Origin of the sequence: Hahella chejuensis KCTC 2396 (assembly GCF_000012985.1) — a bacterium.
Lineage (GTDB): Bacteria > Pseudomonadota > Gammaproteobacteria > Pseudomonadales > Oleiphilaceae > Hahella > Hahella chejuensis.
The window spans coordinates 33,391-47,769 of sequence record NC_007645.1; the positions used below are offsets into that span (position 1 = coordinate 33,391).

Consider the following 14,379-nt stretch of genomic DNA (forward strand, 5'->3'; position numbering starts at 1 on the left):
CTAAGCGTCCACAGCTGAGACTTTCGGTGTTGGTTGTTTCCGCAATCTGGCGTAGAAAAAGCCGTCATGGCCGCCGGTCACCGGCAAAAGCTGCACTCCGAAAGGCGACTGAATTCCATATTTCCCTTCAATCGGTATGACCTCCGCGTCCGTGGCGTCGGCGATAAAGCGTTCAATTATATGCTCATTCTCTTCTTTAAGAATAGAACAGGTCGCATAGACTAATAGACCCTCAGGCTTCAGGGTAGTCCATAAAGTTCGCAGCAGCTTCAGTTGCAGCTCTGCGAGCTGGGGAATATCTTCGCTGCGGCGCAGCAGCTTGATATCGGGGTGACGACGTATTACACCCGTCGCACTACATGGTGCGTCGAGCAAAATGCGGTCGAATGGCGTCCCGTCCCACCACTGCTGCAGGTCGCCGATATCCGCCGTGCGCACATCCGCCTCCAGTTGCAGACGCTGTAGCGTGTCACGGGTGCGAAGCTGGCGCTCTGGGTCTACATCCACGGCGGTTACGGAGATAGTTGGGGTTCGTTCAAGTAACGCCGCTGTTTTGCCGCCTGGCGCGCAACAAGCGTCAAGCACCCGTTCGTTGGGCTGAGGGTCCACGAGACTGGCGCTAAGCTGCGCGGCTTCATCCTGAACGGAACACAAACCGGCGTCGAAAAATCCCGGCAGACGGCTTACATCTACGGCGTGCTCACACTGGACTCCGGTTTCCGCCCATTCGCAGGAATGTGCGCCCACCTCCACTTCGCGTAATTGATTCAGGTAGTCTTCCCGCTGAACTTTCTGCAAATTGACGCGTAGCGTTAGCGGGGCCTGGGCGTTGCTGGCGGCAAGCAACTCGTCAAGCTGGTGCGGATAAGCGGCGGACAATTTGTCCAGTAACCAGCGCGGCATTGCATAGCGGAGGCTTGGATCCGCTTCGCTGCGCGCCAGCAGTTCGTCCTTGCGGCGTTGAAAGCTGCGCAGTACGCCGTTGACCAGCTTGGTGGCCCAAAGCTTATTGAGTTCCTTGGTGACGTTAACGGTTTCATTGATGCTGACGTGGGCGGGTTTATCCATGAACGCCAGTTGATGAAGGCCGCTGAGCAGGAGGAAATGAATATCCCGCTCTTTGGCCTTGATGGGCTGACGTAATAACTGGCCCAGCCAATGCTCCAAGGTCAGATAATGTCGGCATGCACCGTAACATAGCGCCTGCAGAAAACTGCGGTCATTTTCTTCGACCTGTTCCAGAGCCGGCGCCATCGCGGTGGTCAGAGAGCGTCCTTCTTCCGCCACCGCGCGCAGCGTTTTGGCGGCTGCGGCGCGAGCGCTGAGAGTTTTGCGTCGTTTCATATCAGCTGGTTATCTCCAGGACCTGACCCAATTGCATCAGGGGCTTGCCGCCGTTGATCAGATCCTTGCAACTGATAGGCTTGCCGCCGGGCAATTGCAGACTGGTGATGGACAGTACGCCTTCGCCGCAAGCGACTTTGACCGCTTCCGCCGAACGTTCGAGAATTGTCCCCGGCTTCGCTTTGCTCATATCGGCGGACGCGCTGGCCGCCCAAATGCGGATAGTCTGTCCGTTGTCTTCGGTGAAACACACCGGCCAGGGATTGAACGCTGCGATTTTGCGTTGAATCAGCGACGCCGGCTCGGACCAGTCGATACGGGCTTCCTCTTTCTGCAGTTTGTGGGCGTAGGTGGCCAGATCGTCTTGTTGTCTCTCGGCCTGTAATTTGTCTTCCTGCAACAACGCCAGTGCTTTCACAATGGCCTCTCCGCCCATTTGGGCCAGGCGATCATGCAGTGTGCGGCCAGTGTCGTCCGCAGAGATAGGAGTGACGGTCTTTAGCAGCATGGGGCCTGTGTCCAGTCCCGCCTCCATCTGCATGATGGTGATGCCGGACTCTTGATCTCCCGCGATAATCGCCCGCTGAATTGGCGCCGCGCCGCGCCAGCGCGGCAACAGTGAGGCATGAATATTGAGGCAGCCGCGCTTGGGGGCGTCCAGCACCGCTTGAGGCAGGATGATTCCATAGGCGGCCACCACCATCACATCCGCTTCATAATCGCGCAGTTGCTGCCGGTCTTCTTCGTTTTTGAAGTTCAGTGGCTGTTCCACCGGGATAGTGTGTTTTAGCGCAAGCTGTTTCACAGGGCCAGGGAGAAGCTTGTTGCCACGCCCGGCGGGACGGTCAGGTTGAGTGTATACAGCGACGATCTGATAATTGGCGTCCAGTAACGCTTGCAGTGCTGAAGCTGCAAAGTCCGGGGTGCCGGCGAAAATGACTTTCAGGGGTGATGACATGAAGTTTCAGGCCTTAAAAACAAAAACCGCCTGGGTGGGCGGTTAATAAATCTTTCGGAAATGTGGACTTATGCGCGCATTTTATGCTGCTTTTCCAGTTTCTTCCGGATTCGAGTCCGTTTAACATTACTCAGGTAGTCGACGTACAGTTTGCCATTGAGATGATCAACCTCATGCTGGAGGCATACCGCGAGCAGGCCGCGGGCTTCCATCTCGTAGGATTCGCCGTTACGATCCTGGGCTCTGATCTTGACGTGGGGAATCCGTGTGACCGACTCGTAGAAACCCGGGACGGACAAACATCCCTCCTGCATTTCTTCGGGGTCGCCGTCCAATACTTCGATGTCGGGGTTGATAAACACCATAGGCTCGGATTTGTCCTCGGATACATCAATTACTACGATGCGTTTGTGGACATCTACCTGGGTGGCGGCCAACCCGATTCCGGGGGCCTCATACATGGTCTCAAACATGTCGTCGATTAACTGGCCCAAAGCCGCGTCAAAGGTTTGCACTGGCTTGGCTACTGTACGCAGCCTAGGGTCAGGAAATTCAAGAATTTGGAGCTTACTCATAATTAAATTTGTGAAAAAATTTCCATTACAGATTGGATAACGCCTGCTAGTATTATCTATTAGTGTAAGAATGAGTACAAACTAGACAAAATTGAATAGGCTAATCGTCATTATAGCCTGATTTCATCCCAAACTGCCCGGTTATGACCTAAGGGAATGTATCATGAGGAAACTGCTGTCCTTTGTGTTCGTAGTGATGCTAACGTTGAGCCAGTTTGCGCTGGCCGCGCCTGAGCTACGCGACGACCATCCAGATCGCTACACTGTCGTCAAAGGTGATACTTTGTGGGATATATCTTCGCGCTTTTTGCGGAATCCCTGGTATTGGCCGGAGATCTGGTATGTTAATCCACAAATAGAAAACCCCCATTTGATTTTCCCCGGCGATGTGCTGGCCTTGGTGTATATCGACGGCAGACCCCATGTCACCATCGCCCAGCGCGGCGATATCGGGCGTACGGTGAAGCTGTCTCCGAAAAAGCGCATTACGCCGCTGGAAAGCGCCATTCCCGCTATTCCGCTTGAAGCTATCTATCCGTTTCTTACTGACAGCCGTGTTGTAACGGAAGAGGAATTGAATCAGGCTCCCTATGTGTTGCTCGGCAAAAAAGGTAATTTGATTGTTGGTGCGGGAGATCAAGTTTACGCCCGAGGCGATGCTGTGCTGGAAGCGTCCTATGGCATTTATCGTCGAGATGATGTCTATGTCGATCCTGACACCAAAGAATTCTTGGGTATTCAAGCCAGATCTATCGCAGTGGGTAAAATCATTGCGCAAGAAGATGATGTGCAGACGGTACAGATTCGCCGTTCAAATGAAGAAATCCGTCAAGGCGACCGCTTGCTGCAAGAGGAAGATCGTGAAATTAATTCCACTTTCTATCCCAGCAACCCTGAGGGCGATATCCATGGCAAGATGATTTCGGTCATTGATGGAGTGAGTCAGATTGGTCAGTACGATGTGGTGGTCATCAACCGTGGCGAACGCGAAGGTTTGAAAGTTGGCAACGTGTTGGCTGTCTACAAAGCCGGTGAGCAAGTTCGTGACCCTTACACCAAGGAAATACTTTTGTTGCCGTCTGATCGAGCTGGTTTGCTGATGGTGTTCCGCACTTTTGAAAAAGTCAGTTATGGACTGATCTTAAAAGCCGAGCGTCCGCTTGCTATAATGGACGAAGTACGTAATCCATAATATGTTAATGCTCTGAGACGCCGCGTGCTGTGGCGTCTCAGCCGATCAAGGATGATCCAATGTCTACTCTGACTCCTATTGTCTGGTTAAATCTCACCACTATTCCTTCTTTGGGCGATAGTCGCCTTGCCCTGCTTGCGCAACATTTTGAAGAGTCGTCACAGATCGACGATTTTCAATTAGGCGTCTCCTCCAGCCTGTCATTTTCCTCTGAGCTGTGGCGCGCCATAGAGAAGGTGATTGCACACGGCGATCGCCCTGTTAACGCACAGGCGGCGAATGCTTTGAGGTGGAGCGAACAGCCAGGGAATCGTCTGTTTTTGTTGCCTGACGCTGACTACCCCAGTCTGCTACGCCTGCTGCCTGACCCTCCCGCCGTGCTCTATGCCCGTGGCCGTCATGAATTGATACATCAGCCGCAGATCGCCATGGTGGGGTCGCGTAATCCAAGTGTGCACGGGCAGGAAACAGCACGCCAGTTCGCCCGTTCCCTGGGGGAAAGCGGCTTTACTATCACCAGTGGTCTGGCGGCGGGTATAGATGGCTCTGCTCATGCGGGCGCGTTGGGAACACTGGGGGCGACAATTGGTGTGCTGGGGTCTGGCTTGAATGTCATTTATCCCGCCAAGCACCGTGATCTTGCCCAAAAAATGATGGAAAGCGGTTTGCTGGTTAGCGAGTTTCCACCGGATACTCAGCCCAGATCGCAGCATTTCCCCAAGCGGAATCGCATTATCAGCGGCTTATCGCTGGGAACGCTGGTGGTGGAGGCCAGTTTACGCAGCGGTTCTTTGATTACGGCGCGCAATGCTCTGGAGCAACATAGAGAAGTCTTCGCTATTCCCGGCTCTATCCATAATCCTCAGGCGCGCGGTTGTCATCACCTGATCAAGCAGGGAGCGAAGCTGGTGGAGTGCACAGACGATATCCTCGCTGAATTGCCTGCATTGATGGGGCTATACCGCTCTCTTAATGAACCATGGACCACTGTGTTCGCTGCGGAAGAATTCCCAGGCCAGCAGAGCCAGCCTGAGCCGGCGTCACTGCGTCCACTGTCTGAACAGGCGGAAGCGGTGCTTAAGGGGATGGGTTACGATTGTACGCCGCCGGACGCGTTGGTGGAGCGAACTGGCCTGTCTATTGCGGAGATCAGAAGCGTGTTAATTGAGCTGGAGCTGGAAGGCTGGGTGCAGGAAGTGGCGGGAGGCTTCATTCGCAACGCCCGCTAGCTATCCATCCCTCCAGGCGCCCTTAGAGCTTGCCCCCACGGTCGCCTTCGGTTACTTTGCGCGAGATTGGTATCTGGAGGGGCAAAACTTGTCAGCATGGTTTATTCAGAAAGCAGTGTCCGTTCTCAGCCGTGGCGGCGTACTCGCTTATCCCACTGAAGCGGTATGGGGTCTGGGCTGCGATCCCTCGTGTGAAGACGCGGTCAATCGTATCCTACAGCTTAAACGTCGACCATGGCGCAAAGGCTTGATCCTGGTATCAGGTCAGATTGAGCATTTTTCCCAGTTGTTAGACAGGTTGCCGCAGCAACAGAAAGATCAGATATTGGCGACCTGGCCTGGACCCGTTACCTGGGTTGTCCCTGACCCTGGCGTATATGCGCCGCTGGTGCGCGGCGCCCATGACGCCATAGCTATCCGCGTCACGGCGCATCCTCTGGTGGTGGAGCTTACCAAGGCGTTTGGCGGCCCAATCGTTTCCACTTCCGCCAATCCTGCGACGAGGGAGCCGGCCCGCACTCTTTTCGACTGCCGCCGCTACTTTAAATCCGGCGTTGATCACTATCTGCCCGGCAAGCTAAGCGGACTGAGTAAACCCAGTCAAATCCGCGACGCCGCCACCGGCGCCATTCTCAGACAATAAAGGCGACTCCATGCAGCAACAGATTACACAGGTTAAAGACTATCTTCTGGGATTGCAGGACGAGATCTGCAATGGACTAGCCGTCATTGACGGTGGCGATGGATTTGTCGAAGACGCCTGGAGTAGAGAGGAAGGCGGCGGTGGACGCACCAGGGTGCTTAGTGAAGGCGGCGTGTTTGAGAAAGCCGGCGTCAACTTTTCTCATGTCAGCGGCGCGCGCCTGCCCGCCTCCGCCAGCGCCGCCCGTCCAGAGTTGGCGGGACGCAGCTTTCAGGCCATGGGCGTCTCGCTAGTGGTGCATCCACGGAACCCCTATACCCCGACTTCCCACGCCAACGTACGCTTTTTTGTGGCGGAAAAAGAGGGCGAAGACCCCGTATGGTGGTTTGGCGGCGGTTACGATCTGACGCCTTATTACGGCTTCGATGAAGATTGCGCCCATTGGCATCGCACGGCGGCGCAGGCGTGCGAGCCCTTCGGCGCGGAGATTTACCCCAAATACAAAAAATGGTGTGACGACTACTTTTATTTGAAGCATCGCGATGAAGCCCGCGGCGTCGGCGGACTGTTTTTCGATGATCTCAACGCCTGGGGATTTGAGCGCTCTTTCGAGTTCATGCGCGCAGTTGGGAACAGTTATCTGCCCGCTTATTCGCCCATTGTGGAGCGTCGCAAAGACATGACTTATGGCGAGCGGGAACGTTCTTTCCAACTTTATCGACGGGGTCGTTACGTGGAGTTCAATCTGGTGTATGACCGGGGCACCTTGTTTGGTTTGCAGTCCGGCGGCAGAACCGAGTCCATCCTGATGTCCCTGCCTCCGTTGGTGCGCTGGGAGTATGCCTGGACGCCGGAGCCGGGCTCGGATGAAGCCCGTCTGATCGAGTATTATTTGAAGCACAGGGATTGGGTGTAATCCCGCAACGCCAAAACCCATATCAGCGCAAGCAAAGGCAGGTATAGCATGGATATGTACGCAGTGGTCGGCAATCCGGTCAGCCATAGCAAGTCCCCTAAAATTCACGGCATGTTCGCGCAGCAGACCGGTGAGAGCCTTGAATACACAGCGATTCAGGCCCCACTGGACGGTTTCAGGGAAACCGTGGAGTCGTTTTTTATCGGCGGCGGCAAGGGCTTGAACGTTACTGTGCCCTTCAAGGAGCAAGCCTGGAACATTGTCAGTGAGCGCTCGCATCGAGCGGAGCTTGCCGGCGCCGTCAATACCTTGTTGCAACGGGACGGACGTTTGTTCGGCGACAATACCGACGGCGAAGGCCTGGTCCGCGATATCTGCGTCAATCAGGGCGTGGCGTTAAGCGGTAAGAAGATTCTTCTGGTCGGCGCCGGCGGGGCGGTAAAAGGCGTCATGGCGCCGCTGTTGGATGAAGGTCCCGCCTCTATTGTGGTCGCCAACCGTACGGTTTCCAAAGCGGAGGATCTGGCTCGCATCTTTGGCCGCAATGGCGTTGTCTGCGCCAGGGCGTTCGCAGACCTGGAAGGTCCTTTCGATGTGATTATTAACGGAACTTCCGCCAGCCTGGCGGGGGATATTCCGCCTCTGCCGGATGCCGTCATCGCGTCACATACCTTTACCTACGACATGATGTACAGCTTGCGCGACACCGCATTCGTAGCCTGGGCCAAAGCGCGTGGCGCGGCACACTGCTGCGACGGGCTCGGCATGTTGGTGGAGCAGGCGGCGGCGGCCTTTTACCTGTGGCGCGGCGTGCGTCCGGATACGGCGCCGGTGCTGGCGGGGTTAAGGCAGGGAGATTAGCGCCGCCGCCAACTTTGACTATGCTTAAGCTAATGATTTTAGGCGCTTAGATCCGCTTTAGACGATTCTGAGCCAGTCACTTGAGCATCGTGAAGTATGGACGGTCAACATGGATATACTCACCTGGGTGGGGCTTTTGTTCGGAATGGGCGTGGTGCTGGGAGCGGTTGCTTCCGGCTCCGAGCTGTGGGACTTCGTCAACGTTCCCGGGTTGATGATAGTCGTCTTCGGTTCTTTCGCCGTCACCTTGGTGAAGCACCGTTGGCGTAACTTTTTCGGCAGCGTACGCCTTGCCTTCTCCACTACCTTTCTTGAAAAAACTCAGGACCCATGGGAGCTGTACCGTGAAGCGCGGCAATTGGCGGACGTTGTGCGCAAGCAAGGCTTGCTGGGATTGGACAGGGTTGAAATAACCCATCCGTTTCTACGCAAAGCCGTCGGTCTCGCCGTAGACGGCCATCCCCCGGAATTCATAGAAGAAGTTCTGCTGGAAGACACGCATCAGTATGTCGAGCGTCTGCAGACAGCGGAAAAGGTGTTTCGCGGCCTGGGCGAGTCGGCTCCCGCCCTGGGCATGCTGGGCACCTTGGTGGGGCTGGTGCAGATGCTGAATAACATGCAGGACCCCTCCTCCATTGGCCCCGCCATGGCGATTGCGTTGCTCACCACCTTTTATGGCGCCTTTATCGCCCAGCTTATCGTGTTGCCGCTGGCTGACAAACTGCAGCTTAAAACTCAGGATGAAGTGCGCAACCGCATGATTGTGATCAGTGGCATTTTAAGCATGGTGAAAGGGTTGAATCCGCGTATTATCAAGGACGTGTTGGCGTCTTATCTGCCTGAGCTGGACGCTATGGAAGACCTCCATGAATCGACGCCGGCGCAGGAAGAATCATGATCAAACCGCGCAAGCAATCTGGTGGCTTGCTGCCCGTCGGAGCGCCAGCCTGGATTGTTACCTTCGCCGACCTGATGACGTTATTGCTGACTTTTTTCATTCTGCTGTTGAGCTTTTCCAGTCTGGATGCGGAGAAATACCGCTCCATTGCCTACTCCATGAGTAAGGCCTTTGGCGTGGCCTGGGTTCCTTCGTCTCAGGGCGCGCCGGATATGTATCCTCTGGGAGGCGATATCACGCCTACCGTGCCGATGGAGCCTGTAATCCGCGATAAGGGCGACGCGGAGCAACCGGCGCCGCAATCCAACGTAGAGCCCAGCCTGGATTTAAGCCAGGAAGTGGTGAGCGAAGCGGCGTATATGGAAAACGATCGCCTGGCCTCGCGCATGATCAGTTTGCTGGAGAATGAAATCGAGGACCAGGCGGTGGACATCAAGTTTGACGACAAAGGGGTTGTGCTTAGCTTTACCGAGCGCGCGACCTTTGCTTCCGGCAGCGAGGAATTGAAGTTATACATGCTGCCGGTGCTGATGAAAGTCACCGATGTATTGGCTGACTGCAAGGGAGACATTCTGGTGACCGGCCATACTGACGATCGTCCTATCGACTCGGTGAAGTTCCGCTCCAATTGGGATTTATCGGCGGCCAGGGCGGTGAGCGTGGTGCATCGCCTTGTGCTGGATGGGCGCCTGGACGCCAGTCGCGTGAGCGCCATAGGACAGGCGGAAACGCGGCCCTTGGTTCCCAACGACACTGATGAGCACCGGGCGCAAAACCGGCGTGTGGAAATTCATATCGAAAACGCTGAATGCCGGCTGGGCTGAGCGCGCGCAGCCTTCAATATGCGCGCAGGATCAGGGTAGAATGTGCGGCCCGGTAAATAACTATGATATGCAGGTGAATACGATATGAGCGGTCCTTCACAACCGAAAGTGGTGGATGAGGAATGGAGCGATGAACGGGTTCAGGGATTTTTGGCGTTGCTGCCCCGGGATGAAACTGATCCCGACTACCATGTTCTGCGGCAGGCTTATGAATACATGCTGGCCCGCGATTATGCGCGTTTCGTGGCCTATTTCGCCGAAGCTGGCCGTAATATCAATGCGTTGAGTCCAGAAGGCGAAACCATGCTGGATCGCGTTGCAGAGCACGCACGTGGCGCGGAATATGCGCAAATCCTGCGTGACGCCGGCGGTAAGAAAGCGGCGGAACTGTAAAAAGTCTGGATTGTAAAAAACCGGGGCGAACTACACATCGCCCCGGTCGCCGGTTTAGTGCGGCAGGTCGCCCAAACTACTGCACGTTGATTTCGATTGCTTTGGGCTGCGCCTTTTCCACCTTGGTCAACTGCAAGGTCAGGATGCCGTCCCGATATTCCGCGCGGATGTTGTTTTCATCCACATTATCCGGCAGCGTGAAGGAGCGTGCGAAAGCGCCGTAGAAGCGTTCTACGCGATGGTGTTTTTTGTCGCCCTCTTCTTTTTCCAGCTTGCGTTCGCCCTGAATGGACAACACGCCTTCATGGACGGCCACTTTGACGTGGTTTTTATCCACGCCAGGCAACTCCGCCTTAATCAAGAACGCTTCTTTGGTTTCCGTGATATCCACGGCGGGAGCCCAGTCAGCCTTGCGGATCACTTCTTTGCCGTTTTCACTGACGCGGGACTGGCCCTGCAGAGAGCGGTTATAACGGTCCAGAATATCTTCGAACTCAGAAAACGGATTCCAACGGGTAATCGCCATAATTCAATCTCCAAAAAGAGTTTAAGTACAAATCTGTTAGCCTGACGCGACAGGCTCTATGTAATCATTTACACCTGAAACTGCTGATTGGGGTGACGTCTTGCCCCGGTTACGCTGCGTATCGTGATAATAGAAATAATGGCGTTAAAAATGTTTTCAAGGGGCGCCCTGACGACAAAAAAAATTATATTCTGATTTGCGTCAATTTCCTCCCGCCTCCTGAATTTCCCCTACTCGCTCCAGTTTTCCTGCAGGTGCAGGTCCTTCAATTTGACGTAGTTGGCGGCGGTGTACTGGAAAAATTTTTTTTCCTTGTCACTGAGCGGACGCGCTTGTTTCGCTGGCGCGCCAACGTATAAGTAACCGCTTTTCAAGCGCTTGCCGGGAGGCGCAAGCGTACCGGCGGCGATCACCACATCGCTCTCCACATGAGCGCCGTCCATGATGATGGCGCCCATACCGACAAGGATGCGGCTCTCAAGCGTGCAGCCATGCAAGATGGCCTTGTGGCCGATGGTGACGTCGTCCCCGATCGTCAGCGGGTAGCCGTCGGGGTTGAAAGGTCCCGCATGAGTGATATGCAACACCGAGCCGTCCTGCACGCTGGTGCGCGCGCCGATGCGGATGCGGTGCATGTCGCCGCGTATCACCGCGGTGGGCCAGACGGAGCAGTCGTCGCCCAAATGAACGTCGCCAATGACAACGGCGGTGGGGTCGATAAAGACGCGCGCTCCCTGCGTCGGCGTGATTCCCTGATAAGTGCGCACAGGCATGGTGAAGACTCCAAACATCAAAAATCTGAGGCGCCCTAGTAGGGCTCAAGAGCCCGAATGGCGGATTGTTACTTTAGCATTGATCGGACTATTCTAAAGCAGGATTCCACGGCGCATTACTTGAAAGCCGCCGCCAACGCCCACATTTTGATTGCTCGGGGGCGTTGCGATCAGCAACCCCGGAAGACTTGTCAATTCAGGAATATTTCAATGACCAATCCATTGCTCGCCGATACGGCGTTACCCCCGTTTTCACAGATTCGCGCCGAACATGTCAAAGAGGCGATGGACAAATTACTTGCCGAAAACAGAAAGCGAATTGTTGATCTGGCGGCGCAGCCCGCATTCAATTGGGACAATCTGGCGCAGCAAATGGATAACATGTCGGACAAGCTGAACCATGTGTGGTCGCCGGTCAGCCACCTGAACAGCGTGCTCAACAGCGAAACGCTGCGCGAGGCCTACAACGCTTGTATCCCCGAGCTGTCCCGCTACGGTACGGAAATCGGTCAGAACAAGGCGCTGTACGACGCTTATCACGCCATTAAAGAGTCCGAAGAATTCAGTTCGCTTAGTGAAGCGCAACGTAAATCCATCGACAATACCCTGCGCGACTTCCATCTGGCTGGCGTTGATCTGCCGGAAGACAAGAAAGCGCGCTACATGGAAATTTCGCAGCGTTTGGCGGAGTTGGGGAGTAAATTCAGCGACAACGTGCTCGACGCCACGCAGGCCTGGACTAAACACATCACCGATGCGGATTTACTGAAAGGCATGCCGGACTCCGCTCTGGCGGGGGCGCGCCAGGCGGCCAAGTCCCGTGACAAAGAAGGTTATGTGCTGACGCTGGATTTCCCCAGTTTCTATGCAGTGATGACTTACTGCGAAAATCGCGAATTGCGGCAGGAAATGTATGAAGCCTATAACACGCGGGCTTCTGAACAAGGCCCCTACGCCGGTCGCTGGGATAACTCTGATGTGATGAAAGAAATCCTGGTGCTGCGTTTGGAAAAAGCGCGTCTGTTGGGCTTCAACACCTATGCGGAATACTCTCTCGCCACCAAGATGGCGCGTACGCCGGATGAAGTGCTGGGTTTCCTCAATGAGCTGGCGGAGAAGTCCGTGGCGGTGGCGCGTCAGGAATTTGAAGAGCTGAAAGCCTTCGCCAAAGAGCAGGGTCAGGACGAACTGCAATCCTGGGACGTCAGCTTCTATTCAGAGAAACTGCGCCATCACCGTTACGCCGTATCTCAGGAAGAGTTGAAGCCCTACTTTCCCGCCTCCAAGGTGATCAACGGCATGTTCGCCGTGGTGCAACGCCTGTTTGGCGTCACCCTCGACGAAGTCGCCGAGTTTGATCGCTATCATCCGGACGTGCGCTACTTCAAAGTGCGCCGTGACGGGGAAGAGATCGCCTCCATCTATATGGATCTGTTCGCGCGCGAGAACAAGCGCGGCGGCGCCTGGATGGCGGATTACGCAGTGCGTCGTCGTCTGGACGACGGTTCTGTGCAAAAGCCCGTGGCGTTCATCACCTGTAACTTTGCGCCCGCCACGGAAGAGCATCCTGCGCTGTTGACCCACGATGAAGTGACCACCCTGTTTCACGAATTCGGCCATGCGCTGCATCATATGCTGACCACGGTGGACTGCAATGATGTATCAGGCATCAATGGCGTGCCCTGGGACGCGGTGGAACTGCCCAGTCAGTTTCTGGAAAACTGGTGTTGGGAGGAAGAAGCGCTGGCGCTGATTTCCGGTCACTACCAGAGTGGCGAACCACTGCCGAAAGAATTGCTGGAGAAAATGCTGGCGGCGAAAAACTTCCAGTCCGGCATGTTGATGGTGCGTCAGCTGGAATTCGCCCTGTTCGATTTTCGTTTGCATCACGAATACGATGGCTCGGAAGGCTTCGCCATCCAGCAGGTGCTGGATGAAGTGCGGGATAAAGTCGCGGTGATCAAACCACCCGCCTTCAATCGTTTTCAGCATAGCTTCAGCCACATTTTCGCCGGCGGTTACGCTGCGGGCTATTACAGCTATAAGTGGGCGGAAGTACTGGCGGCGGACGCATTCTCCCTGTTTGAGGAAAATGGCGTGTTCGACCCGGAGACGGGCCGACGCTTCCTGCATTCAATTCTGGAAAAAGGCGGCAGCCGCGAGCCTATGGATCTGTTCATTGAGTTTCGTGGGCGTCCGCCGGAAGTGGAGGCGTTGTTGCGTCAAAGCGGCATCGCCGCCTGAGAGAAATAGCAAGGGCCTGCGTCGCAGGCCTTGTATTCATTTAGCCATCGTATTTACCGGGTAGTGCATATGGTGAAGCGTTTTATCGCGGGGGCGGTGTGTCCCCGCTGTGGAGAGATGGACAAGATCGTCAGCTACGCCGACGAAGAGCAGCGGCAAGTGCGTGAGTGCGTCGCATGCGGCTTCTTTGAAAAGCTGCGCGAAGCTGATGGGCCGACGGAGCTGCAAACCCGCGTCACCCGTTCGAAACAGACGGAAGCGCAAGTGCAAACGATCAAGTTTTATCCCCGTCCCAAGAAAGAGCAATAACGGTGTGTGAGCCTGACGTCTTGTTGCTGAATACCTGTCAACAACGAGGCTGAAAGCTCATACGAATGTGATGCTTGTCCAACAGGTTCAGCCAGTCTTCGTTCAGAGGTCGCCAGCGTTTGGTGTTGGTCTTCACCAGAAAGGGCGACAGGTCCAGATGATAGAAATCCGGCAGACTCACCATTTGGCGCACAGTCAGATGGGTGGCCTGATCCAGTTCATTGGCGAAGGGCTCGCCGATCAGATGATGGGCCAACAGATTGGCCTGAGTGGCCTGTAGATCGCAGATCGGGCTATTGCGCAGGCTGCGATTGTTCTCATAAACCTCCTCCACCAAACGATGGCTTTGATAGGCCATGATCAACAGGCAGTCCAGACCGGTATGGCGCAACACCAGGACGGATGGATGCGCGAAGTAATGGATGGTTTTTTCGATGAAGGGCGCGAACAGCTTTTCCGTGCGGCTTGCTGCGGCGCAATGCGCCACGCACTCCACTAAACGTGGGGCGAGCTCGATATAATCGATGACGAAATGAATGAGGTCCTCAACCGGCTGTGATCCGTTCAGTTCAATGACTCGGTGCAGAGAATCCAGTTGCTGGCGAAGCCACTTGGCGTAATTTTGAGTTTTAAGCTCTGCGGCCTTAGCCTGATTGATGATCTCGTATACTGCAGCGAGGCTCATCTATAACGA

The 14,379-nt window shown here is 55.2% G+C and carries 16 protein-coding genes; 10 read left to right on the forward strand and 6 right to left on the reverse strand.

The window, feature by feature from the left end; all coding sequences use genetic code 11:
* The 3 genes from rsmB to def all read right to left on the reverse strand — a co-directional run bounded on the left by rsmB (nucleotide 1) and on the right by def (nucleotide 2,877).
* Nucleotides 1–1,344: a 16S rRNA (cytosine(967)-C(5))-methyltransferase RsmB gene (gene rsmB, locus HCH_RS00130; protein ID WP_011394028.1), complete on the reverse strand. Its 1,344-nt coding sequence runs from the start codon at nucleotides 1,342–1,344 to the stop codon at nucleotides 1–3.
* Between the two features lies 1 nt (nucleotide 1,345).
* Nucleotides 1,346–2,302, reverse strand: a complete 957-nt coding sequence (gene fmt, locus HCH_RS00135) for a methionyl-tRNA formyltransferase (protein ID WP_011394029.1) — start codon at nucleotides 2,300–2,302, stop codon at nucleotides 1,346–1,348.
* Between the two features lie 68 nt (nucleotides 2,303–2,370).
* The gene (gene def, locus HCH_RS00140; RefSeq protein ID WP_011394030.1) at nucleotides 2,371–2,877 is read right to left on the reverse strand and encodes a peptide deformylase; all 507 of its coding nucleotides are present in this window, start codon (nucleotides 2,875–2,877) and stop codon (nucleotides 2,371–2,373) included.
* A 163-nt stretch (nucleotides 2,878–3,040) separates the two neighbouring features.
* Between def and HCH_RS00145 the strand changes: the two genes are divergently transcribed.
* The 8 genes from HCH_RS00145 (at nucleotide 3,041) to HCH_RS00180 (ending at nucleotide 9,833) form a co-directional block, all read left to right on the forward strand.
* Entirely contained in the window at nucleotides 3,041–4,069 is a 1,029-nt protein-coding gene (locus HCH_RS00145) for a LysM peptidoglycan-binding domain-containing protein (RefSeq protein WP_011394031.1), read from the forward strand.
* 59 nt (nucleotides 4,070–4,128) lie between these two features.
* Nucleotides 4,129–5,298 carry a DNA-processing protein DprA gene (dprA, locus tag HCH_RS00150; RefSeq protein ID WP_011394032.1) on the forward strand — a complete coding sequence of 390 codons (1,170 nt, stop codon included), beginning with the start codon at nucleotides 4,129–4,131 and terminating at the stop codon, nucleotides 5,296–5,298.
* Between the two features lie 88 nt (nucleotides 5,299–5,386).
* On the forward strand, nucleotides 5,387–5,941 hold the full coding sequence (locus HCH_RS00155; RefSeq protein WP_011394033.1) for an L-threonylcarbamoyladenylate synthase: 555 nt from the start codon (nucleotides 5,387–5,389) through the stop codon (nucleotides 5,939–5,941).
* 10 nt (nucleotides 5,942–5,951) lie between these two features.
* The gene (gene hemF, locus HCH_RS00160) at nucleotides 5,952–6,857 is read left to right on the forward strand and encodes an oxygen-dependent coproporphyrinogen oxidase (protein ID WP_011394034.1); all 906 of its coding nucleotides are present in this window, start codon (nucleotides 5,952–5,954) and stop codon (nucleotides 6,855–6,857) included.
* Between the two features lie 48 nt (nucleotides 6,858–6,905).
* Nucleotides 6,906–7,718, forward strand: a complete 813-nt coding sequence (gene aroE, locus HCH_RS00165; RefSeq protein WP_011394036.1) for a shikimate dehydrogenase — start codon at nucleotides 6,906–6,908, stop codon at nucleotides 7,716–7,718.
* 109 nt (nucleotides 7,719–7,827) lie between these two features.
* Nucleotides 7,828–8,616: a motility protein A gene (locus HCH_RS00170; protein ID WP_049780799.1), complete on the forward strand. Its 789-nt coding sequence runs from the start codon at nucleotides 7,828–7,830 to the stop codon at nucleotides 8,614–8,616.
* Complete coding sequence (locus HCH_RS00175) at nucleotides 8,613–9,440, forward strand: flagellar motor protein MotB (protein WP_011394038.1); 828 nt, start codon at nucleotides 8,613–8,615, stop codon at nucleotides 9,438–9,440. The genes HCH_RS00170 and HCH_RS00175 overlap by 4 nt, the downstream gene beginning before the upstream one ends.
* A gap of 84 nt (nucleotides 9,441–9,524) precedes the next feature.
* Nucleotides 9,525–9,833 (forward strand): PA4642 family protein, encoded by a 309-nt coding sequence (locus HCH_RS00180; RefSeq protein ID WP_011394039.1) that lies wholly within the window; start codon nucleotides 9,525–9,527, stop codon nucleotides 9,831–9,833.
* A gap of 76 nt (nucleotides 9,834–9,909) precedes the next feature.
* Here HCH_RS00180 and HCH_RS00185 read toward each other — a convergent pair whose 3' ends face one another.
* The gene (locus HCH_RS00185) at nucleotides 9,910–10,359 is read right to left on the reverse strand and encodes an Hsp20/alpha crystallin family protein (protein WP_011394040.1); all 450 of its coding nucleotides are present in this window, start codon (nucleotides 10,357–10,359) and stop codon (nucleotides 9,910–9,912) included.
* Nucleotides 10,360–10,589: 230 nt separating this feature from the next.
* Entirely contained in the window at nucleotides 10,590–11,132 is a 543-nt protein-coding gene (locus tag HCH_RS00190) for a gamma carbonic anhydrase family protein (RefSeq protein ID WP_011394041.1), read from the reverse strand.
* Nucleotides 11,133–11,342: 210 nt separating this feature from the next.
* On the opposite strand from HCH_RS00190, the gene prlC reads away from it, so the two are divergent.
* The gene (gene prlC / locus HCH_RS00195) at nucleotides 11,343–13,376 is read left to right on the forward strand and encodes an oligopeptidase A (protein ID WP_011394042.1); all 2,034 of its coding nucleotides are present in this window, start codon (nucleotides 11,343–11,345) and stop codon (nucleotides 13,374–13,376) included.
* Nucleotides 13,377–13,445: 69 nt separating this feature from the next.
* A complete protein-coding gene (locus tag HCH_RS00200) occupies nucleotides 13,446–13,685 on the forward strand; it encodes a YheV family putative zinc ribbon protein (protein WP_011394043.1) in 240 nt (79 codons plus the stop codon).
* Nucleotides 13,686–13,722: 37 nt separating this feature from the next.
* Here HCH_RS00200 and HCH_RS00205 read toward each other — a convergent pair whose 3' ends face one another.
* Nucleotides 13,723–14,370 carry a hypothetical protein gene (locus tag HCH_RS00205; RefSeq protein WP_011394044.1) on the reverse strand — a complete coding sequence of 216 codons (648 nt, stop codon included), beginning with the start codon at nucleotides 14,368–14,370 and terminating at the stop codon, nucleotides 13,723–13,725.
* Between the last annotated feature and the right edge of the window lie 9 nt (nucleotides 14,371–14,379).

What these genes read in the sequence shown, in the direction of transcription:
- rsmB (WP_011394028.1), bottom strand. Translation starts at nt 1,344, where the DNA reads ATGAAACGACGCAAAACTCTCAGCGCTCGCGCCGCAGCCGCCAAAACG.
- fmt (WP_011394029.1), bottom strand. Translation starts at nt 2,302, where the DNA reads ATGTCATCACCCCTGAAAGTCATTTTCGCCGGCACCCCGGACTTTGCA.
- def (WP_011394030.1), bottom strand. Translation starts at nt 2,877, where the DNA reads ATGAGTAAGCTCCAAATTCTTGAATTTCCTGACCCTAGGCTGCGTACA.
- HCH_RS00145 (WP_011394031.1), top strand. Translation starts at nt 3,041, where the DNA reads ATGAGGAAACTGCTGTCCTTTGTGTTCGTAGTGATGCTAACGTTGAGC.
- dprA (WP_011394032.1), top strand. Translation starts at nt 4,129, where the DNA reads ATGTCTACTCTGACTCCTATTGTCTGGTTAAATCTCACCACTATTCCT.
- hemF (WP_011394034.1), top strand. Translation starts at nt 5,952, where the DNA reads ATGCAGCAACAGATTACACAGGTTAAAGACTATCTTCTGGGATTGCAG.
- aroE (WP_011394036.1), top strand. Translation starts at nt 6,906, where the DNA reads ATGGATATGTACGCAGTGGTCGGCAATCCGGTCAGCCATAGCAAGTCC.
- HCH_RS00170 (WP_049780799.1), top strand. Translation starts at nt 7,828, where the DNA reads ATGGATATACTCACCTGGGTGGGGCTTTTGTTCGGAATGGGCGTGGTG.
- HCH_RS00175 (WP_011394038.1), top strand. Translation starts at nt 8,613, where the DNA reads ATGATCAAACCGCGCAAGCAATCTGGTGGCTTGCTGCCCGTCGGAGCG.
- HCH_RS00180 (WP_011394039.1), top strand. Translation starts at nt 9,525, where the DNA reads ATGAGCGGTCCTTCACAACCGAAAGTGGTGGATGAGGAATGGAGCGAT.
- HCH_RS00185 (WP_011394040.1), bottom strand. Translation starts at nt 10,359, where the DNA reads ATGGCGATTACCCGTTGGAATCCGTTTTCTGAGTTCGAAGATATTCTG.
- HCH_RS00190 (WP_011394041.1), bottom strand. Translation starts at nt 11,132, where the DNA reads ATGCCTGTGCGCACTTATCAGGGAATCACGCCGACGCAGGGAGCGCGC.
- prlC (WP_011394042.1), top strand. Translation starts at nt 11,343, where the DNA reads ATGACCAATCCATTGCTCGCCGATACGGCGTTACCCCCGTTTTCACAG.
- HCH_RS00200 (WP_011394043.1), top strand. Translation starts at nt 13,446, where the DNA reads ATGGTGAAGCGTTTTATCGCGGGGGCGGTGTGTCCCCGCTGTGGAGAG.
- HCH_RS00205 (WP_011394044.1), bottom strand. Translation starts at nt 14,370, where the DNA reads ATGAGCCTCGCTGCAGTATACGAGATCATCAATCAGGCTAAGGCCGCA.